The sequence below is a fragment of the Saccharothrix variisporea genome (assembly GCF_003634995.1).
GTDB lineage: Bacteria > Actinomycetota > Actinomycetes > Mycobacteriales > Pseudonocardiaceae > Actinosynnema > Actinosynnema variisporeum.
Window position 1 is genome coordinate 8,994,849 of the sequence record NZ_RBXR01000001.1, and the last position, 20,313, is coordinate 9,015,161.

At 72.7% G+C, this 20,313-nt stretch carries 18 protein-coding genes; 6 read left to right on the top strand and 12 right to left on the bottom strand.

Annotated elements, in window-relative coordinates; all coding sequences use genetic code 11:
• Nucleotides 1-115 precede the first annotated feature (115 nt).
• The 5 genes from DFJ66_RS40410 to DFJ66_RS40430 all read left to right on the top strand — a co-directional run bounded on the left by DFJ66_RS40410 (nucleotide 116) and on the right by DFJ66_RS40430 (nucleotide 6,311).
• Nucleotides 116-898, top strand: coding sequence for an SDR family NAD(P)-dependent oxidoreductase (locus DFJ66_RS40410; RefSeq protein ID WP_121229868.1), 783 nt, complete (start codon nucleotides 116-118; stop codon nucleotides 896-898).
• A 30-nt stretch (nucleotides 899-928) separates the two neighbouring features.
• The gene (locus tag DFJ66_RS40415; protein ID WP_121229870.1) at nucleotides 929-2,176 is read left to right on the top strand and encodes a cytochrome P450 family protein; all 1,248 of its coding nucleotides are present in this window, start codon (nucleotides 929-931) and stop codon (nucleotides 2,174-2,176) included.
• Between the two features lie 15 nt (nucleotides 2,177-2,191).
• Entirely contained in the window at nucleotides 2,192-3,352 is a 1,161-nt protein-coding gene (locus DFJ66_RS40420) for an acyl-CoA dehydrogenase family protein (RefSeq protein ID WP_121229872.1), read from the top strand.
• A 127-nt stretch (nucleotides 3,353-3,479) separates the two neighbouring features.
• Nucleotides 3,480-5,057: a GMC family oxidoreductase gene (locus DFJ66_RS40425; RefSeq protein WP_121229874.1), complete on the top strand. Its 1,578-nt coding sequence runs from the start codon at nucleotides 3,480-3,482 to the stop codon at nucleotides 5,055-5,057.
• Between the two features lie 66 nt (nucleotides 5,058-5,123).
• Complete coding sequence (locus tag DFJ66_RS40430; RefSeq protein WP_211351480.1) at nucleotides 5,124-6,311, top strand: MFS transporter; 1,188 nt, start codon at nucleotides 5,124-5,126, stop codon at nucleotides 6,309-6,311.
• Nucleotides 6,312-7,043: 732 nt separating this feature from the next.
• On the opposite strand, the gene DFJ66_RS40435 is transcribed toward DFJ66_RS40430, so the two are convergent.
• Together DFJ66_RS40435 and DFJ66_RS40440 are read right to left on the bottom strand one after the other, a co-directional pair.
• Nucleotides 7,044-8,222: an acyl-CoA dehydrogenase family protein gene (locus tag DFJ66_RS40435; RefSeq protein WP_121229878.1), complete on the bottom strand. Its 1,179-nt coding sequence runs from the start codon at nucleotides 8,220-8,222 to the stop codon at nucleotides 7,044-7,046.
• An 89-nt stretch (nucleotides 8,223-8,311) separates the two neighbouring features.
• Nucleotides 8,312-8,911, bottom strand: coding sequence for a maleylpyruvate isomerase N-terminal domain-containing protein (locus tag DFJ66_RS40440; protein WP_121229880.1), 600 nt, complete (start codon nucleotides 8,909-8,911; stop codon nucleotides 8,312-8,314).
• Nucleotides 8,912-9,062: 151 nt separating this feature from the next.
• Between DFJ66_RS40440 and DFJ66_RS40445 the strand changes: the two genes are divergently transcribed.
• Complete coding sequence (locus tag DFJ66_RS40445; RefSeq protein ID WP_121229882.1) at nucleotides 9,063-10,220, top strand: acyl-CoA dehydrogenase family protein; 1,158 nt, start codon at nucleotides 9,063-9,065, stop codon at nucleotides 10,218-10,220.
• A gap of 62 nt (nucleotides 10,221-10,282) precedes the next feature.
• Here DFJ66_RS40445 and DFJ66_RS40450 read toward each other — a convergent pair whose 3' ends face one another.
• The 10 genes from DFJ66_RS40450 to DFJ66_RS40495 form a co-directional block, all read right to left on the bottom strand.
• Nucleotides 10,283-11,062 carry a hypothetical protein gene (locus DFJ66_RS40450; RefSeq protein ID WP_147459528.1) on the bottom strand — a complete coding sequence of 260 codons (780 nt, stop codon included), beginning with the start codon at nucleotides 11,060-11,062 and terminating at the stop codon, nucleotides 10,283-10,285.
• A 171-nt stretch (nucleotides 11,063-11,233) separates the two neighbouring features.
• Nucleotides 11,234-12,133, bottom strand: coding sequence for a transketolase family protein (locus DFJ66_RS40455; RefSeq protein WP_211351481.1), 900 nt, complete (start codon nucleotides 12,131-12,133; stop codon nucleotides 11,234-11,236).
• Nucleotides 12,130-12,918 carry a 1-deoxy-D-xylulose-5-phosphate synthase N-terminal domain-containing protein gene (locus tag DFJ66_RS40460; RefSeq protein WP_121229889.1) on the bottom strand — a complete coding sequence of 263 codons (789 nt, stop codon included), beginning with the start codon at nucleotides 12,916-12,918 and terminating at the stop codon, nucleotides 12,130-12,132. Before DFJ66_RS40460 ends, DFJ66_RS40455 begins: the two co-directional genes overlap by 4 nt.
• Nucleotides 12,915-14,765 (bottom strand): M20/M25/M40 family metallo-hydrolase, encoded by a 1,851-nt coding sequence (locus DFJ66_RS40465; RefSeq protein ID WP_121229891.1) that lies wholly within the window; start codon nucleotides 14,763-14,765, stop codon nucleotides 12,915-12,917. Before DFJ66_RS40465 ends, DFJ66_RS40460 begins: the two co-directional genes overlap by 4 nt.
• Nucleotides 14,762-15,808 (bottom strand): N-acetyl-gamma-glutamyl-phosphate reductase, encoded by a 1,047-nt coding sequence (gene argC, locus DFJ66_RS40470; RefSeq protein WP_211351482.1) that lies wholly within the window; start codon nucleotides 15,806-15,808, stop codon nucleotides 14,762-14,764. Before argC ends, DFJ66_RS40465 begins: the two co-directional genes overlap by 4 nt.
• Nucleotides 15,801-17,120 carry a DegT/DnrJ/EryC1/StrS aminotransferase family protein gene (locus DFJ66_RS40475; protein ID WP_121229895.1) on the bottom strand — a complete coding sequence of 440 codons (1,320 nt, stop codon included), beginning with the start codon at nucleotides 17,118-17,120 and terminating at the stop codon, nucleotides 15,801-15,803. Before DFJ66_RS40475 ends, argC begins: the two co-directional genes overlap by 8 nt.
• On the bottom strand, nucleotides 17,117-17,725 hold the full coding sequence (locus DFJ66_RS40480) for a DegT/DnrJ/EryC1/StrS family aminotransferase (RefSeq protein WP_121229897.1): 609 nt from the start codon (nucleotides 17,723-17,725) through the stop codon (nucleotides 17,117-17,119). Before DFJ66_RS40480 ends, DFJ66_RS40475 begins: the two co-directional genes overlap by 4 nt.
• Nucleotides 17,726-17,750: 25 nt before the next feature.
• Nucleotides 17,751-18,623: a RimK family alpha-L-glutamate ligase gene (locus DFJ66_RS40485; protein WP_170199041.1), complete on the bottom strand. Its 873-nt coding sequence runs from the start codon at nucleotides 18,621-18,623 to the stop codon at nucleotides 17,751-17,753.
• Complete coding sequence (locus DFJ66_RS40490) at nucleotides 18,620-18,799, bottom strand: lysine biosynthesis protein LysW (protein ID WP_121229901.1); 180 nt, start codon at nucleotides 18,797-18,799, stop codon at nucleotides 18,620-18,622. Before DFJ66_RS40490 ends, DFJ66_RS40485 begins: the two co-directional genes overlap by 4 nt.
• A 68-nt stretch (nucleotides 18,800-18,867) precedes the next feature.
• Complete coding sequence (locus tag DFJ66_RS40495; RefSeq protein WP_121229903.1) at nucleotides 18,868-20,151, bottom strand: APC family permease; 1,284 nt, start codon at nucleotides 20,149-20,151, stop codon at nucleotides 18,868-18,870.
• Between the last annotated feature and the right edge of the window lie 162 nt (nucleotides 20,152-20,313).

The following is a 20,313-nucleotide window of genomic DNA, read 5'->3' on the forward strand; positions in this document are numbered from 1 at the left end:
AAGTGCCGACCGGCCGCGAAGCTGACGACGTCGTCGAATCCGCCGCGCCGACCACACCGCCCTGGTCGCGCCACCGATGCGGACGTCCACCAGTCAGGCGAAGGGATTTCCTGGGATGAGCGACTACACCGGCAAGAAGGCGGTGGTCACCGGGGGCACGCACGGGATGGGCCGCGCCGTGGTCGACGCGCTGCTCGCCCGCGGGGCGGAGGTCGTCTTCACCGGCAACAACGAGGCCAACGTCGAGCGGGCGCGCGCCGAGCTGGAGCGTGACGGCCTCGCCGACCGGGGCCACGTGCTGCGCTCCGACGCCGCGGACCTCGACCACGTCGACCGGCTCGCCAAGGCGGTCGAGGACCGGCTCGGCACGGTCGACCTGCTGCACGTCAACGTCGGCTACGCCGCGCTGGAACCGTTCCACCTGGTCACCCCCGAGTCCTACGACCGCGTCTTCGACGTCAACACCAAGGGCGCGTTCTTCACCGTCCAACGCCTCGCGCCGCTGCTCGGCGACGGTGGCGCGATCATCTTCACCACGTCCGTCGCCAACGACACCGGCAACACGGGCCTCACCGTCTACGCCGGGGCGAAGGCGGCCGTGCGCGCCTTCGCGAAGGGCTTCGCCACCGAACTGCTGCCCCGCGGCATCCGCGTGAACGCGGTCAGCCCCGGCTTCATCGACACGCCGTCGATGGGCTTCACCGGCTTCACCGACCAGGACCGCGCCGCGCTGGTGGCGGCCGGCGACGCCATCACCCCGATGAAGCGCCACGGCACCGTCGACGAGGTGGCGCGCGCCGTCCTGTTCCTGGCGTTCGACGCCACCTTCACCACCGGCACGGAGCTCACCGTCGACGGGGGCCTCGGGCACGGCCTCGCCGTGATGCCCGGCCAGTGACCCGCCGCCACTTCTCTGGAGACAACGCTGATGGAAAACCCCAACGGCCTCTACCCGATCGACCCGACCGGTCGCGACGTGCACGGTGAAGCCGCGATGCTGCGCGAGAAGGGCCACGCGACGCTCGTGGAGCTGCCCGGCGGCGTGCCCGCCTGGGCGATCACCGGGCACGCCCTGATCAAGCAGCTCCTGCTCGACAACCGCGTGTCCCGGGACAGCTACCAGCACTGGCCCGCCTGGGAGAACGGCGAGGGGGAGCTGGCGAAGACCTGGCCGCTCGCGATCTGGGTGTCCGACCGCAACATGATGACCGCGTACGGCAAGGAGCACACCCGGCTGCGCAAGCTCGTCGTCAAGGCGTTCACCGCGCGCAGCACGGCGGCCATGCGACCGCGGATCGAGCAGATCACCGACGAGCTGCTGGACCGGATCGACGAGGCGGGCCGCGACGGCTCGGTGGTCGACCTGCGCACCGAGTTCGCCTACGCCCTGCCCACGCAGGTGATCAGCGAGCTGCTCGGCATCCCGGACGACCTGCGCCCGGACCTGCTGGAGCAGGTGCACCGCATCTTCGACACCACGCTCACGCCCGAGCAGGCGGAGGCGAACACGACCGCCATCTACGAGACGATGGCGAAGCTGCTGGCGGCCAAGCGCGCCAACCCCGCCGAGGATCTGACCACGGGCCTGATCACGGTCCGCGACGGCGACGACGGCCTGACCGAGCGGGAGCTGATCGACACCCTGCTGCTGACCTTCACCGCCGGCTACGAGACCACCGTGAACCTGCTCGACCACGCGGTGTTCGCGCTGCTCACCCACACCGAGCAGCTGGCGCGCGTGCGTGCGGGCGAGGTGCCGTGGGAGGACGTGATCGACGAGACGCTGCGGTGGCAGGCGCCGCTGGTGAACATGCCGCTGCGGTTCGCCGTCGAGGACATCGACCTGGGCGACGTGACCATCGCCAAGGGCGACGCGATCCTGGTGTCGTTCGGCTCCGCGGGCCGCGACCCGCTGGTGCACGGCGACACCGCCGACCGGTACGACATCACCCGCGCGACCCGCCGCGACCACCTGGCGTTCGGCCACGGCGTCCACTTCTGCCCCGGCCAGCAGCTGGGCCGGCTGGAGGCCGCGGTGGCGCTCAACGCCCTGTTCAAGCGGTTCCCCGACCTGGAGCTGGCCAAGCCCGCCGACCAGATCCACCCGCTGGAGTCGTTCATCTCCAACGGCCACCGCGAGCTGCCGGTGCGCCTGCGGGCCGCGGTCGCGGTCTGAGCGGGGGAGGACGAGGTGACGACGACCGCCGCCGTCGACCGGGTCCTGCACGCCGTTCGCGATGTCGCGCCGCGGTTGCGGGAGAACGGGGCCGAGGCCGACGACCGGGGCCGGCTGCCCCAGGAGAGCCTCGACCTGCTGGACAAGGCGGGGGTGTTCGCCGCGGTGGTGCCGCGCCGCTTCGGCGGCCTGGACCTGACCGCGCCCGAACAGTGCGCCGTGCTCAACGAGGTGGCCCGCGCGTGCCCGGCCACGGGCTGGACCGCGATGGTCTACCTGTCCAACACCTGGGCGGCGACGCTGTTCGGCGCGCAGGCGCAGGAGGAGGTGTTCGCCGCCGGCTCCGTGCGCGTCTCCGGTGTCTACACCCCGTCCGGCACGCTGACGCCGGTCGAGGGCGGCTACCGGCTCGACGGGCGCTGGCGGTTCAACTCCGGCTGCCGGGACGCGCACTGGAACGTCGTGACGGCCGTCGTGGCCGGCACTCCCGACGCGGCCCTGGCCCTGGTGCCCATGGCGGAGCTGGGCGTCGTGGACGACTGGGACGCCTCGGCCGCGGCGGGCACCGGCAGCTGCTCCACCACGGCGCAGGACGTCTTCGTCCCCGCGCACCGGGTGGTGGCGTTCGGTGACGCGCTCGCCTCGGCGGTGCCGGGCCGGCCCGCCGCACCGGGGCGGGACTACGGCCTGATCTCCCTCGCCGTGACCCAGTGCGCGGCGGTGGCCGTGGGCGCGGGCCGCGGCGCGCTCGAGGTGTTCCTGGAGCGCCTGCCCGGCCGCGGGATCGTCTACACCCGGTGGACCGAGCAGGCCGAGACGCCGTTGACGCACGTGCTGGTGGCGGGCGCGGAGGCGCGGCTGGCCGCCGCCTGGTCGCTCGTGACCAGCAGGGCCGACCGGCTCCAGGAGCACGCGGACGCCGGCCGCTCGGCGGAAGCGGGGGAGAGGGCGCAGGTGCGGGCGCACGGTGCGTTCGCCATCCAGCTCGCCCGCGAGGCCGTCGAGGCGCTGTTCGACGCGAGCGGGGCCTCGGCGCTGCTGAAGGACGCGCCGATCCAGCGGTTCCAGCGCGACCTCAGGGCGTTCTCGCTGCACGGCCTGCTGCTGCTGAGCACGAACCTGGAGGTGCACGGGCGCGTGCTCGTGGGGTTGGACGCGGGCACCGCGATCCTCTGACACCTCCCGCCGAAGGGGCTGTCGCGCGATGCGGCGGCCCCTTCACTGTCAGTGAGACACCGATTACCAGCCAGTGAGTGGCCGCCAAGACGATGGCGTACGCACGAGCGAGCACAAGGAGCGCGGAATGGTCGTCGGGGAGTTCGACTACGTCGTCGTGGGTGCGGGATCGGCGGGCTGCGTGCTGGCCAACCGGCTCTCCGCCGACCCGGACGTGCGGGTGGCGCTGGTCGAGGCCGGCGGCACCGACCTCGCGAACCCGGCCGTGCGGGTGCCGTTCGACCTGTTCACGCTGTTCGGGTCCGAACTGGACTGGGCGTTCACGACGGTGCCGCAGCCGGAGCTCAACGGTCGCACCGTTCCGTGGCCGCGCGGCAAGGGGCTCGGCGGGTCGTCCACGATCAACTTCCAGATGTGGGTCCCGGGCCACCGGCAGGACTTCGAGCCGTGGGTGGAGGCCGCCGGCGACGACTGGTCGTGGGAGGCGGTCGCGCCGTACTTCCGGCGCACCGAGGCGTGGACCGGTGACCCGTCCGAGGGCGAGAGCTACGGCGTCGACGGTCCACTGTGGATCTCACCGCCGCGCGACCCCGACCCGCTCAACGCGCGGTTCCTCGCCGCCTGCGCCGAACTGGGCCTCAAGGAGGTCGTCGGCGGCCTCGGCGGCGGCGACCCCACGGGCGTCGCGCTCACGCCGCTGAACCAGCTGCGCGGCGCGCGGTGGAACTCCGCGGACGCCTACCTGCGGCCGGTGGCCGACCGGCCGAACCTCACGGTGCTGACCGACCTCCTCGTGCACCGCGTCGTCGTGGTCGACGGCCGGGCCACCGGCGTCGAGACCGGCGACGGCCTGCTCACCGCGCGCCGCGAGGTGCTGCTGAGCGCGGGCGCCGTCGGCTCGCCCCACCTGCTGCTGCTGTCGGGCATCGGGCACGGCCCCGAACTGCGCGAGCTGGGCATCGAGCCCGTCGTGGACCTGCCCGGCGTCGGCCGCAACCTCCGCGACCACATGTTCGTGTCCGCGGCGGTCCGGGCGAGCGGCGAGTTCCGGCTGGTCGACGCCGACACACCGGAGAACCGCGAGCGCTACGAGCGCGACCGGCTCGGCCCGATGACGTCGAACTTCGCCGAGTCCGTCGCGTTCCTGCGCGCGGACGGCGGACCGGGCGCGCCGGACGTGGAGCTGATCTTCTCACCGGTGGGCCTCACCGACGAGGGCACCGTGCCGGGCTTCGGGTTCACCGTGATCCCGCTCCAGCCGCGCAGCAGGGGCCGGATCACGCTCGCGAGCGCCGACCCGCGGGACGCGCCGCTGATCGACCCCGGCTACCTCAGCGACGAGGAGGACATCCGCTCGTTCGTCGCGGCGCTGCGCACGGCCGAGCGGCTGTTCGCCACCGACGCGCTGCGCCCGCTCGTGCTGGGGCCGCTGGCGCCCTGGCCCGGCGAGGTCGACGACGAGACGCTCGCGGAGACCGTCCGCGAGCAAGCCAGCACCATGTTCCACCCGGTCGGCACCTGCCGGCTGGGTCGGGCCGACGACCCGCGCGCGGTCGTCGACCAGCGGCTGCGGGTCCGCGGCGTCGAGGGCCTGCGCGTCGTGGACGCGTCGGTCATCCCGACGTTGCCGCGCGGCCACAGCCACGCCGCGGTGGCGATGCTCGCCGAGCGGGCCGCGGAGTTCGTCCGAGACGCCCGGCGCTGACCAACCCCGGCGCGGGCGTCCGGCGGGTCGCGAGGACCCGTCGGGACACGAGGAAGATGTGAGGACTTGGAAACTCGGAGCACGCTGTTCAAGCAACTCATCCCGTTGTCGGTGGCCCTCTTCGCGGTCGGCACCGACGGGTTCGTCATCGCCGGCCTGCTCCCGCAGATCGCCGCCGACCTCGGGGTCGGCGTCTCCGCGGCAGGGCAGCTCGTCACCGCCTTCGCGTTGGCGTTCGCGGTCTCGGCGCCGATCGTCGGCGCGGTGACCAGCTCGATGGACCGCCGGAACGCCCTGTACCTGGCGCTCGCGGTGTTCATCGCGGGCAACGCGATCACGGCGATCGGTCCCAACTACCAGGTCGTGATGATCGCCCGGATCATCACGGCGATCGGCGCGGGCCTGATCGGCTCGGCGTCGTTCAGCGCCGCCGCGGCCATCGCGCCGGAAGCGCGGCGCGGCCAGGCACTCGCGTTCGTGATGGGCGGTCTCACCCTCGCCATCGCGTTCGGCCTGCCCGCCGGCACGTTGATCGGCGGCGCGGACTGGCGGATCACCCTGTGGGTGGTGGCCGGCATCGGCGTCGTGGCGCTGCTGGGCGTCGCGGTGGCGCTGCCGCCGATCATGCTGCCGGCCGACAGCCTGAAGGCCCGCCTCCAGCCGCTGCGGCAGGGCTGGGTGTTCGGGGTGCTGCTGGTGACGATGGCGAGCCTGGCCGGCACGCACGTGCTGTACACCTACATCAGCCCGGCCGTCGAGGGCGCCACCGCGGGCTCCACCACGGCGCTGACGGTGATCCTGCTGGCGTGGGGCGTGGGCAACATGGTCGGCAACACGGTGGCAGGCCGACTGGCCGACCGCTTCCCACCGGAGCACGTGGCCACCGGCGGTCTGGTGGCCGCCGCGGTACTGCTGGCCGTCAGCCCGCTCGCGGTGACCAACATGGCGGTGGCGGTCGTGTGGGCGGTGCTGTGGGGCGTCTTCGTCTCACTGCCGGTCGTGCCACAGCAGAGCCGCTTCGTCACACTGGCACCAACCGCGTCCGCGGTCCTGCTGGGCCTGAACAACTCCGCGATCTACGTCGGTGTGGCCCTGGGCGGCGCGCTGGGCGGCCTGCTCCAGGAGCAGATCACCCCCGCCCGGCTCGGCCTGGTAGCCGCCGGCATCAGCCTCGCGGGCGCACTGGTCAACCTCGGCACGCGCCGCACGTCAACCGCGTCGACAAGCACGGAACCCGCCCCCCAGGCCGCCTGACAGCTACGCAAAGAAGGGGCCGGTCCGCCAAGTGCGGACCGGCCCTTTCCAGCTGTGGTAACCGATCGCAGCTCCGCTTTCCGGCGCGCGCAGCGCGCTTTTGTGTGTGGTGGTCCCAACCACAGGTGGAGGGCCTCGGTTCCCCCGCCGTATGGCCTGCCCGAAGGGCTACCACAGATTTGCCGGGGTGCAGCCGAAAGTTTTTGCGAGGAACGAGCAAAAAGTTTTAGCGGCACCCCGGCAAATCTGTGGTTGGCTCCGCCAGGCCATACGGCGGGGGAACCGACGCCCTTCACCCCCCGCTGGCGGCCTGCCGCGCGGCGAGCGCCGCTTGTGATCTTTTGATCTTGAGAGCGCGCAGCGCGTACCAGCGCGAAGCGCGTCCGGCTTGAGCGCGAAGCGTTCCGGTTCAAAGCTCTTAAAAGCAAAAGCGAAAAGCGAAAAGCGCCTCGCCGGCGGGCAGGCCACCAAAGATGACCCAACTGCAACGGCGGGGGCTTCTTGCTTTTGTCATCTCCGTATGGCCTGGCGGAGCCTACCACAGATTTCCCCGGGTGCCGCTAAAATTTTTTGCTCGTTCCTCACAAAAAATTTCGGCTGCACCCGGGGAAATCTGCGGTAGCCCTTCGGGCAGGCCATACGGAGATGACAAAAGCAAGAAGCCCAGGTTGGGTTGTGTCCTCTCCGGTGGACTGCCGCTCGCCGGCTTCGCCGAAGATGGCCTGTGTGTGGTCAGAAAGCGCCGTCGGCGTCCAGGCCGAGTAGGGCGCGGCCGTAGATCTCCATGTTGGTGCTCAGCAGCGACAGGCCGTGCAGTGAGAGGCCCTGGATGTCGCGGTGGAACCGTTGCAGCGGCACGCTGAGCTGGATGCCCGTGGCGCCGCTGGCGTTGTACAGGATTTCCACGGCCTCGCGGGTGAGCTGCATGGCGTAGGCGCTGTCGCCGCGGACCTTGCCCTTCTCCACGACCGACAGCTCGACGCCCTCGTCGGCGCGCCGCTGCACCAGGTCGTTCACCTCGGCGGACAGGCCGCGCGCGGCGGCGATCTTCGCCGCGACGGTTCCCACCTGGATCTGGGTGTACGGGTGTTCGCTCTGCTTGCTCCAGGCGGTGTAGGCGATGCCCCGGCCGGGCAGGCGCTCCAGGAACAGCTCCAGCGCGCCCTGCGCGATGCCGAGGAACACGCCGACCGCCTGCGCCACGGCGAACTCGCCGAGCGAGTAGTCGCGGTCGGTCCGGCCCGGCTGCGACCGGCTCTCCACGCCCGCCATCACCACGCCCAGCTTCTGCACGCGGTGCGTGGGGACGAAGACGTCCTTGGCGGTGGTGGTGGAGCTGCCGGTGGCGGCGACGGAGGACACGTGCCAGTCGTCGGCGAACTCGAACTCCGAGATCGGGACGATGGTCGCCATCTCCTCGGCGGTGCCGTCTGGCAGCGTCAGGGTGGCGCTCATGCCGTTCCAGTCGGCGCCCCGGCAGCCGGTGTTGAACTTCCAGGTGCCGTTGAGCAGGTAGCCGCCGTCCACCGGGGTGAGGGTCGCGGTCGGCACCGGGCTGAACACGCCGGACACGCGCACCGACGGGGTCGCGAAGATCTCCTCCTTGGCCTCCGGCGAGTGGCCGCGCGCCACCCACGAGCTGGCCAGCCACACGGCCGACACCCAGCCGGTGGACGGACAGCCGCGCGCGATCTCGGCCAGCACCTCGACCTGCTGGGCGAGCGAGGCGTCCAGGCCGCCGTGGCGGCGCTCGGTCGCCAGGCGGAACACGCCCGCCTTGTCCAGCAGCTGCAGGTTCTCCTCCGGGATCCAGCGCTGCTGCTCGGCCTGCCGGCCGTTCTCCCGGAGCGTCGGCACAACGCCCCGCACCGCCTCCAGCACGTCGGCGAACTCAGTTTCGGCCGTGGTCATCTTGCTCCCTCTTCGGTCTGGCGTGACTGGCGTGACCACAGCTTCGGCGAGCGCGGATGCCGTTCGGTCTGGTCCGGGTAACCGCCCTCTCACCCCGCGTTCCGCGCGGGGCGGGGTGCGGCGTGCACCCGCCACGAGCGCCGCCGGGGCAGGCCGGGCAAGTCCGTGCGGCCGGTGCTGTGCAGGAGGGTGTCGGCCGGGGTGTGGCCGTGCGGCGCGTCGGGGAACAGGCGTGCCAGCACGTCGGGCAACCACTCGTCGGGCGGGACCCAGCCCAGGCCGAGGCCGTGCGCGATGTCGTAGGTGTGCACGGCCAGCTCCATCACCGCCATGGCGGCGATCCCGGTGACGTCGGTGGTGCCCCACGGGTGCCAGGCGCGCAGGTCGGCGGGCGCCTTCTCGATCGCCCACGACAGCAGGGTGCCGCCGACGCGGAGGCTCTCCAGGCAGCGCTCGATCGGCGCGCCGGCGTCGAGCCCGGTGAACAGCGTGACGTAGCGGTCCCGCGGCTGCGCGACGACCAGGCCCGCGTAGCCGACCTGGCCGACGGCCACGTGGTCGAGCACGGCGCGGCAGCTCCAGTCGACGTCGCCCGCGGGGCGGGACCAGACCCCGTCCGCGCCCTTCGCCAGCACGTCGGCGCACTCGTGCGCGGTGGTCAGGACGAGATCGGCCCAAGAGGTGCTCACCTGAGGCATCGTGCGTGCGCGTGGCACGCCTCCGGTCATCGCGCGGTAATCGCGGCGGCACCGGTGGGCGCAGACCGGTGCGGGAGCGGCCGGAGGTCCGGCGTCGTTAGAAATCGGTCGACCTGAACGCGAGAGCTGGGGAGCGACAGACATGGCCGTGGAGACGGTGCTCGACGCGGTGCGGGAGATCGTGCCCGTCCTGCGCAGGAACGGTGAGGAGTCCGAGGCGCGGCGGTGGGTGGTCGAGGAGAACCTGCAGCTGCTGGACAAGGCGGGGGTGTTCCGCACGGCGACGCCACGCCGGTTCGGCGGCCTCGACCTGAGCCTCGCCGACCAGGCGCGGGTGCTGACCGAGATCGCCCGCGGCTGCCCGTCCACGGGCTGGGTGTCGTTCGTGTGGTTGACCAGCAACTGGACGGCGACGCTGTACCCGGACCGGGCGCAGGAGGAGGTGTTCGCCGCGGGCTCGGTGCGCATCTCCAGCGCGTTCGCCCCGACGGGCCGGCTGACCTCGACCGCCGACGGCTACCGGCTCACCGGGTCGTGGCGGTACAACTCCGGCGTCAAGGGCGCGGACTGGGACTTCCTCGCCGCCGTGCGCGACGGCGACGAGCACGACGAGGTGATGGTGCTTGTGCCGGTGTCGGAGCTGTCGCTGGCCGACGACTGGGACGTGACGTCGGGCGGCGCGACCGGCAGCGTCACCGTGACCGCCCAGGACGTTTTCGTGCCGGCGCACCGCGCGGTGGGTTTCGGTGACGCCTTCGCGGGCACCACCGGCGACCGCGCGAACACCGGGGCCACCGGCCGCAACTACGGCGTGCTGGCGTTCATCATGGCCGAGGCGGCGGCGGTGTTCATCGGCATCGCCAAGGGCGCGCTGGAGTTGTTCCTGGAGCGTGTGCCGGGCCGCGGGATCACGTACACGAACTGGACCGACCAGAGCCAGCACCCGCTGACGCAGGTGCAGGTCGCCACGGCGGCCAACAAGATCGCGGCGGCCGAGGCGCTGTCCGGGACGTGGCTGGAGCTGCTCCAGCGGCGCGCCGACGCGGGGGAGCAGCCGACCGACACCGAGAAGGCGGTGATCCGCGGGCAGGTGGGCTTCGCGGTGCAGCTGTGCCGGGAGGCGGTCGAGGTGCTGTACGGCGCGAGCGGCGGCTCGGTCATCCAGCGGAACTCGCCGATCCAGCGCTTCCACCGGGACATCCAGGGCTTCTCCCTGCACGCCCTCGCGCAACCGAACGTGAACCTCGAACTCCAGGGCCGGGTCCTGCTCGGGCTCGACCCCGGCACGTACTTCCTGTGACCCCTTGGCCCGGCGCACCCCGTGCGCCGGGCCGTTCCGGGCGGTGGTCTTGCGGCGAGCGGTCAGGCGGTGGTGCCGCACGTCGGCAGCTGCCCGGAGCTCTCCAGATCACCGGTGACCAGCTGGTACAGGGACCGGTCGTTCACCAACCTCCACGGGTGCCGCGGCGCGTCCCAGCCGTTCTCCTCCAGTCGGCACAGCGTGCGCTTCTCCACCTCGTCCTGGCGCACGATCAGGATCCGTCCGCCGTCACGGCGCATCAGGGTCAGGTCGTGGTCGCCCGCTTCGAGCACGAACCCCGTCTCCGCGCCGGACGCGGTGCGCACCACCTCCGTGGGCAGCCACATCCGCGACGCACCGAAGAACTCCACGTACGCCACCGCCACCAGGGTGGCGAGCCCCATGACGAGGCGGCCCAGCCGCCGCTTCACCACCGAGGTCCGTTCGACGCCGCCGGACAGCCGCCACAGTTCGACGCCCAGCACGACGAGCAGCACGAACGTGTAAGCCATCGGCAGCTTGACGGCGGCGCCGAGCAGGAGGAACGCGCCCACGAGCACCACGAACCGCCGCCGCCACCACGGGCGGTCCGACAGTTCGCGCAGCACGACGGCCACCACGAACCCGGCCAGCAGCGGAAGCACCGGCACGATCGTGCTCACCACCACGGCCGTGATGTCCAACGTCCGCAACAGCACCTTCAGCCGCTGCTCGTCGAACCGCGCGACGACGAGGACGCGGATCAGCGCGAGCAGCACCGGAGCGGTGATGAACGCGTAGTTCAGCCACTGTTCGAGGTTCTCCCGGTGCGTCCCCCGCCCGGTCTCGTCCGCCGTCGTCACGCGGATCATGATGACAACCCGGCGCTGCGACGAACGTGGTCCGATCGAGTGGCATGTCGACCCGACCGGGTGGCACGCAGACATCGCGGGGTTGCGATCCTCGCCCCACCCGGGCCGACAAATGTCCACAGTGGACATAGCGCCGGGTGGTCGTGTCCGCCTCGGACGCCCTCAGACCGCGGCCAGCACGTGGGCCAGGTCCAGGCCGAGCCCGCTCAGCACCTCGCCGTGATCGCCGCCTTCGGACGGCCACGTCATCCCCGCGTTGACCCCGACCACCGCGACCTCCGGCACCAGCAGCGCCAACGTGCTCGCCACCCCGCCGGCGGGGCGGTGTTCCTCCACCACCACGAACCGCGAGTACCGCGAGCGCCGCAGTTCCGAAGCCACCGCCGTCAGCGACGCGTGGTCGACGAAGCACAGGTGCGCGTGCCCCAGGTCCGGCCGCCGCGCGCAGGCCTCCAGCGCCAGCTCCGTGCCGACCTCGCCCACCGACACCAGGCACACGTCCGACGACCCGGAGCTCGCCCAGTTCACCAGGGGCGGCTCGCCGTCCAGGGGCAGGCTGACCGCCGCGGCGCTGCGCCCGGTCCGGACGTAGACCGGGCCCGATCCGGCGGCGGCGGCGCGGATCACCGCTCGGGTCTCGGCTTCGCCGTGAGGGGCGGCGATCGTGATGCCGGGGAAGCTCTGCACCACGGCCAGGTCCTCCAGGCAGTGGTGGGTGGTGCCGAACCACGCCCCCGACACGCCGGAGTAGGGCGCGACCACGACCACACCGGCGCCCATGTACCCCATGCTCAGCTTCATGCTCTCCGCGGCGCGCAAGGTTGCGAATGGTGCGAACGTGCTGACGAACGGCCGGTAGCCCGCCGAGGCCAACGCGGCCGCCATGTCGATCATGGTGGCCTCGGCGATGCCGAGGTTGAAGAACCGGTCCGGGTGTTCCTGTGCGAACGGGTGCTTGCGGCCGCCGAGGTCCGCTTCGAAGCACAGCAGGCGCGGGTCGTGGCGGGCCAGTTCCGCCAACTCCGCGCGGTACGCGTCCCGCCCGCTCAACACAGTGCTCACCTGATCATCCGCTTCCACTTGGCCGCCCTCGCCGCGTCGATGGTCACGTAGTGCGCGCCCGCCTTGCCCTCCACCGGCGGCACGCCCTTGCCCTTCACGGTGTGCGCGATGACCGCGTGCGGCCGGGAGCCCACGCCGTCCAGGAGCGCACGCACGGCACCGATGTCGTGACCGTCCACTTCGGACACGTCAAAGCCGAACGCGGCGAAGCGGGCGCCCAGGTCGGGCAACGGCGAGATGTCGGCGACCAGGCCGTCGTTCTGCCCGCCGTTGCGGTCCACGACGACGACCAGGTTGGCCAACCGCTGCGCCGCGGCGACCTGGCACGCCTCCCACACCAGTCCCTCCTGGAGCTCGCCGTCACCGGTCACCGCGATGCCGAGCCCGGTCCCGCCGGACAGCCGCCGCGCCAGCGCCCAGCCCACCGCGTACGGCACGCCGTGCCCGAGGCTGCCGGTCGGGAACCGCACGCCGGGCACCGCCGGGCTCGGGTGGCCGGTGTAGTGGTGGCCCGCCAGCCCGTACAGCGGCGCGGGGTTCTCCGCCAGCCGCCCCGACACGTGCAGCGCCGCGTACAGCGCCGCCGCCGCGTGTCCCTTGCTCAGCACGACCTCGGTGCCGTCGTCCTCCGCCGCCCGGTCGAACGCGGCGACCAGGATGTCCACCACGGACAAGCTCCCGCCCAGGTGGCACCCGGTGGGCTGGGCCGCCATGTCGACCACCAGCCGCCGCGCCCGCACCGCCTGTTCCCGCAGCACCTCCACCGACGTGCCCACCCTGGTCATCCCGCTCCCGTCAACGCGATCCAGTGCGCGACGGCGTCGGCCAGCACGGCTCGCGCGGTCACGTAGTCCGCCCCGGTGATCCGCTCGTCGTCGGTGTGGTCCAAGGCCGAGTCGCCCGGCCCGTAGGCCACCATGGGCACGTCCCGCCACGTCGTGGCGAGCGTGTTCATGTCGGAGGTGCCCTTCTTCACCAGGTACCGCGGCCGCAGCCCCTGTCGCGCGAACGCCCGGCCGAACGCCTTGGCCAGCACGGTGGACCGCTTGCCCGCGTGTCCCGGTGTGCGCCGCAGGACCTCCACCGACCGGTGCCGCAGGGCCGCGGCGGTGACCGCGTCCAGGTCCGCGCCGGGCGGGACGCGGAAGTTGAGCACCGCTTCCGCCGTGTGGTGGTCGTGCCGGTGCGCGCTGTCCAGGGAGATCAGCGCGCTCAACGCCTCGGGCATGAGCTTCAGCACGTCGTCCCGGACGTCCTGGGCCAGCGCGATCAGGGCGTCCGGGGCGGTCACGGCCTCCTTGCCCGCCGAGTGCCCGGTGGGCGTGCGCACCGACAGCCGCAGCTTGAACAACCCGAAGTATCCCAGGGTCACCGCGTCCACCCCGCTCGGCTCGCCGACGATGACCGCGTCGGCCGGGTAGTGGTCGCGGACGTGGAACGCGCCGCGCGAGGACGACACCTCCTCCTCCACCGCCCCGACCACCCGCAGCTGGTACCCGGGCGGCACGTCGATGGCGGCGAGCACCTCGACGAAGTTCGCCAGGCATCCCTTGGCGTCCACGCTGCCGCGCCCGGTGAGCACGTCGCCGTCCCAGCGCACCGGCCAGTGGAACGGCACGGTGTCCAGGTGGCCGAGCATCAGCAGCCGCCGCGCCGCGCCGGCCTCGCCCCGGGTCGCGGCCTCGCCCTTGGTGGCGACGAAGTTGCCGACCTCGTCCACGAACGCGTCGATCCCGCGCTCGGCGCACCAGCCGACCAGGTACCGGGCCAGCTCGCCCTCGTCGTGGGACACCGAGGGGATGGCCACCACCCGGCTGAGCAGGGTCAGCTCGTCCCGGGGCGGCGGCGCGGGCCAGAACCGGCTGGTACCGGCCGGGTTGTGCAAGGTGTGCGGTCCGGTGATGGCGACGTCCGCGCTGCCGCGCAACGCCAGTTCGGCGGCGCGGACCTTCTGCCGCATCCGGCCGCCCGCGTGCGCGGCCCCCTCGCCCGGGTGCAGGTCGGTGACCGTCGTGGCCGGGTCGTCCCGGTCGGCGAGCAGCCCCGGTGTGCCGGTGACCAGCCGCAGGTGGTCGGCGTGCAGGGCGTTGGACAGCTCGGCGGCCAGCACGTCGGCGTCCACGTTCAGGGGCGTGCCGCCGTCCGAGGCCGCCACGGGCGGCGACAGCACGACGACGTCGTACGCGTCGAGCAGCGCGGCCAGCCGTCCGGTGTCCACAGAGGACACCGTGCCGATGCGGTGGTCGCGCACGATCCGCTGCTTGCCCTCGACCGATGCCCGCAGCGGACCGGCCGGTGTCGCGGTGGCCAGCCCGGACGCCCCGGTGGCGGTGAACACCGCGAGCCCGTGCGCCGACAGCCCGGACCGCACGCCGGGCAGCGTGACCCGCTCGTACGCGTCGACCAGGTGCGCCATCTCCTCGGGCGTGCAGTGCCGGACCTCGTCGCCGTTGCGCAACCGCAGCAGCGGCACCTCGCGGCCGATCTCCCGGTAGTGCGCCGCGATGCCCGCCGCGCCACCGGCGACGAGGAGCACCCGCGCCCGCCGAGCCAGTTCGGCGACCTCGGCGAACACCGCGGGGTGCGCCATAGTCGCGCTGCCGAGCTTCACCACGTGCAGCGCGGTTCTCATGGTGCCACCGCCGTGAACGGCAGACCGGTGTGCTCGGGCAATCCGAACACCTGGTTCAGCGTCTGCACCGCCTGCCCGGCCGCGCCCTTGACCAGGTTGTCCAGTGCGGCGATCGTGACGCACCGGTCACCCTGCACCTGCGGCGCGACCTCGGCGACGTTCGACCCGACGACCGTCTTGAGCGCGGGCAGGCCGTGGTTGCGGACCCGGACGAACGGCGTCCGCCGGTACGCCTTGACGTACGCGCGCTTGACGTCCACTTCGGACACTCCCGACCGGAGCCGCGAGTACGCCGTCACCAGGATGCCGCGCGCCACGTCCAGGCTGTGCGTGGAGAACTGGAGGTCCACGTCCACCCCGGTCAGCGAGCGCAACGCCTGCGCCACCTCCGGCCCGTGCCGGTGGCCGTGCGGTTTGTGCGCCCGGAAGTTGCCGAACCGGTCGGCGGGGTGCTCGGTCGACGTCCGGCCGCTGCCGCTGGACCCGGTCTTGGCGTCCACCACCGGGTCCGGCTCGACCAACCCCTCGGCCAGCAGCGGGTACAGCGCGTAGATCGACGTGACGGCCATGCAGCCGGGCAGGTTCAGGAACCTCTCGCCCGGCTCGCCGAACTCCGGCACGTGGTAGGAGAACGGCTCGGTCCACGACGCCGACCCCGGGTAGTGCCGCGCCGCCGCGACGGGGTCGGTGAGCCGGAAGTCGCCGGCCAGGTTGACCACGTGCTTGGCGCGTTCGGCCAGCAGCGGCATGCGGCCCGGCAGCTCCCCGCCGGGCAGGCAGCCGAATGCCATGTCCACATCGGACAGTTCAGCCAGCGGGCGCAGCTTCAGCCCCGCGGCCGCCGGGTGGTTCCGCACCGACGACAACACCCGGTCGACCGGCTTGCCCGCGCTGCGCTCCGACGACAGGAAGGCCAGTTCCACGTGCGGGTGGTCGAGCAGCAGCCGGACCAGCTCGGCCCCGGTGTACCCGGTGGCGCCGACCACCGCGACCCGCACCTTTCCCGTCTCGCCGTCCCTCCCAGCCCGCGCCGACTCAGCCAAGGCGGGCCGCCTTCTCGTGCGGCAGCGGGAACTCCCGGCCGCCGACCAGCTTGCGGATCGCGTCCGGTCGGCGCGCCACCTTGGCGAACGCGTGCCCGTACCGCTCCAGCCGCTCGTACTCGACCGGCGACCGCAGCTCCCGGCACAGCACCAGCGTGCTGCTGAGCATCTGCAACGTGACCGGGAAGTCCTCGGGCGCGTAGTCGCGCGCCGCCGCCGGGTTCAGGGTGAACGGGTACCCGCCGCCGAACCCCTCGCGCCGGCGGAACGGGAGGTGGCACGGGATCGGCGTGTTCTGCCACTCGCGCGCCGGCACCCCTTCCGCCACCAGCAGTTCGTGCACGACCTCCTTCACCGCGTGCACGGGCAGGTCGCCGAGGCCGACCGCGTCGGGGTGCAACCCGATCCGGTACATGTTGTACGCGTGCGTGCGCCCCTCGGGCACGTGCGGCGCGCTGAACAGGCCGGTGTCGCCGAGCACCTCGGCCAGCCGCGCGGCGTTGCGGGCGCGGACCTCGTCGTAGTACGGCAACCTTTCCAGCTGGCTGGCGCCGAACGCCGCGGCGATCCACGACATGCCGTAGTCGATGCCGTGCCGCTCCACGTACTCGACCGCGCGGGCGTGCGCGTCGGCCGAGGCGAAGAACGCGATCCCGCCCTCGCCGCCGACCGGGAAGTTCTTGTCCGCCATCAGGCTCTGCCCGGCCGCGTCGCCGATGGAGCCCGCGACCCGGCCCTCGAACCGGGCCGAGTGCGCGTGCGAGGCGTCTTCGACCAGCGCCAGCCCGTGCCGGTCGGCCACCGCGCGCAACGCGGTCAGGTCCGCCGGCAGCCCGTGGACGTGCACCGGCATGATCGCCCGGGTCCGTTCGGTGACGGCGCGCTCGGCGGCGGCCGGGTCGAGGCAGTAGGTGTCCGGCTCGATGTCGGCGAACACCGGGATCGCGCCCGCGGCGACGACCGCCTGCGCGGTGGCGATGAACGTGAACGCGGGCACGACCACCTCGTCACCCGGCCGCACGCCCGCGCCGACCAGCGCCAGGTGCAGGCTGGAGGTGCCGCTGGCGGTGGGGATGGCGTGCGCCGCGCCCACGTGCTCCCGGTAGGCCTCCGCGAAGTCCTCCACGACCTTGGCCGGGTCGACGCGGGTGGACAGCAGCAGCTTGAAGACGTCTTCCTTGGTGATGACCGGGAAGGCGGTGCGGCGCAGGCCGGCGGGGACGACCGGCGGGCCGTCCAGCGCGGCCAGTTCCTCGGTCACGTCCTCGGCGCGCGGCAGCGGCAGCGGCGCTCTCGGGAAGTCGGTGTTCACGCCCGCTCTCCTCGCGTGGTGAGGGCCATCCGGACGCAGGCGGCGACCAGGGGGCTCAGCCGGTAGTTGAACTGCACGCCGCCGACACCGTCGTCGGCCTCGGTCTGCGTCCACATCGTGCGCAGGTCGAACGTGCCGAAGATCTTCAGCCGCTCCGCGCGCCGCCACGCGTCCTCGTCGTCGAACAGCACCGCCGCGGCCGGGCCGAAACCCAGCCCGGTCAGGTCCAGCACCACGGCGGGCACCCCGGCGGTGGTGGCGAGCAGCGCACCGAGCCTGCCGGCGTCGTCCGGGCCGGCCGACAGGTGGGCGAACGCGGGCGTGCCGCCCTCGTGCGCCCGGACGCCGAGCCAGGCCAGGAACCGGCGGTGGGCGTCGGCCAGGGCGGGCACCGCGACGTCGTCGCCGTGGCCCAGGCCCAACCCCGCCAGCGCCGAGTGCAGGCCCGCGGTGACGCTGTTGACCAGGGTGACCCTCGGTCGTCCGGAGGTCTTGCACAGCAGCCGTTCCAGCGCGGGCAGTTCGCGGTCGTTGCGCTCGATGCTCATGATCACACCGGAGGTCAGCACCCTGCCGAGCACTACCGCGGTGTCGAAGTGGTCCATGGTGCACTCCCCGGGGTCCGGTGGTTCAGGCGGCGGCGAGGTGGCGGACGCGGTCGGCCAGGAAGCGGGCGAGGTGCGCGGCGACGTCCACGCCGTGCTGGGCGGACGACTTGGCGAACTCCGGGTTGGCGTTGACCTCCAACACCTTCAGCTCGCCGGTCCGGACGTCCTCCAGCAGGTCGACGCCGTAGAAGCCGGGGCCCAGCAGCGCCACCACGCGGTCGCACAGGTCCCGGACCGCCGGGGTGATCTCGGTGCGCCGCACGGTCGCGCCGAGGTGGGTGTTGGTGCGCCAGTCCGCCGAGCGGCGCTCGATCGCCACCACCGGCTCCGTGCCGACGACGACCACGCGCAGGTCGTGACCGGGTTTCTCCACGTACTCCTGCACCAGGACGGGGAACAGCTTGCCCGCCGCGTCGGCGGACTCGCGGCCGCCCGTCCACGCCTCCAGGCACGCCGGGTCGGTCAACCGGACCACGCCGCGCCCCCAGGAGCCGCTGAGCGGTTTGACCACGACCGGCCAGCCCAGCGACAGCGCGATGTCCCGCACCTGGTCGTGGCCGAACGCGTGCAGCGAGGTCGGGTGCGGGATGCCGTGCCGGGCGAACAGCAGCGCCTGCGTGCCCTTGTCGTGGCAGACGTCGATCGCCGCGGCGGTGTTCAGGGTCGGCACGCCGAGGTGGCCGAGCCGGTGCGCGATGCCCGCCGCCTCGCGGTGGGACAGGTTGCGCAGCAACGCGACGGCGGGCGGTGGCGCGGACCCGTTGAGCACGTTGCCGATGTCGGCGACGAGGGCGGTCTCGACGGTGGTGCCCGCCGCGCGCAGCGCGTCCAGCAACCGCCGTTCGTCGGGCCGCACCACCGTCACCGACAGCAGGACGTCGGGCCGCCCGGTCACTCGCCCCAGTCCTCTTCGACCTCCGGCGCGAACGCGACCGCGAAGCGCCCGTCGGCCGCCTCGACGACCTCGTGCTCCTGGCCGCACGAACCGCATTCGACGATCTCGCCCTTTTCGGCGTCCGGCGCCACTTCCAGCGCGGAGTCGCAGACGAGGCAGCTGACGGTTGCGATCATTTCCCTGCTCCGTTCGGTTGCTCGGTGACGACCACGTGCCGGGCACGTGGTCGTCGATTCCGATCGGGTCATTCGGTGGTGCTGTGGGTGGGGTTTTCGACGACTTCCGGAACGGCCGCGCGCGACCGGCCGGAGTAGGCGACCGAGATTCCCGCGAGCACCGCGGGCACCAAGAGGAAATAGCCCGAGAAGAGGAGCACGACGGTCATCACGACCAAGGCGACGACCGTGCCCCACCAGACGGGCGAACGCCGGGGCAGCAACCGCAGGCCCGCCGCGAGCCCGGCCACCGTCACCGCGATGAAGCACGTCGAGGCGGCCAGCATCACGTCGCCCAGTTCGAGGCCGAAGCCCAGGGCGGCGGCGGACAGCGCGAGGCTCAGCACGAACAGCAGGCCCAGGCTGCGGCGGGGCACCTCGCCCGCCGCGTGGCCCCGGCGCAGCCACGCGGGCAGCGCGCCGTCCCGGGCCAGCGCCGCGCCCAGCCGGGACGCGCCCGCCAGGTAGGCGGTCATGGTGCCGAAGGTCAGCACGATCGCCAGGACCGCCGTCACGGGACCCGCGGCCGGGCCGACACCGCGTTCCAGCAGCAGCGTCAGCGGCGCGCTCGACCCGGCCAGCTCGGGACCCAGGACCAGCGTGCAGGCCAGGGCGAGGCCCAGGTACAGCACGGCGACCACGACCAGCGTGAGGATCGCGGTGCGGCGCAGGTCGCGGCGCGGGTCGCGGAACTCGCCGGACAGGTGGGTGACCGCCTCCCAGCCCGCGAAGGTGAAGAACAGCAGGCTCGCCGCGTGCCCGACGGACAGCCAGCCGTTCGGCGCGAACGGGGTGAGGTGGTCGGTGTCGGACTGGGGCAGCGCGGTGACCACGGCGACCAGCAGCAGCACCGCCAGCAGGCTGACCAGGCCGAGCTGCACGCGCCCGGAGACCTTGAGGCCGACCGCGTTGATGCCGAACGCCCCCGCCAGCAGGACCGCGGCGACCGCCAGCGCCTGCCGGTCGCCACCGCCCAGCGCGTGGGCGACGTACTGCCCGCCGACGAACGCGGTCGCGGGCGCCCCGGCGGGCAGCGCGAAGTAGAACCAGTACCCGACCGCGCCCGACGCCCGCGGCCCCCACGCCTTGGCCACGAACGTGGCGATGCCGCCGCCGTCCGGGTACTCCGAGCCCATCGCGGCGAAGCTCAACGCCACCGGCACGCAGAACAGCACCAGGCTCGTCCAGGCGATCACGGCGGCGGGTCCGGCCTCGGCCGCGGCGAGCGCGGGCAGCGCGAGGATCCCCGCACCGAGGATCGCCCCCACGTAGATCGCCGTGCCCTGCGCCAGACCGATGCGGTGAGCACTCATGAATCGCGCCGCCTTCCCCCAGGCCGGTGCCACTGGGCGAAAGACTAGCGCAGAGGTCATATATCGGAATAGCGAACAAAGCGGACTCGGAGATATTTCCCCGATACGGAAGCCGAATGTGAGCCGATGTGCCGTTCCGCCACTCGGGATTCACTCGGACGC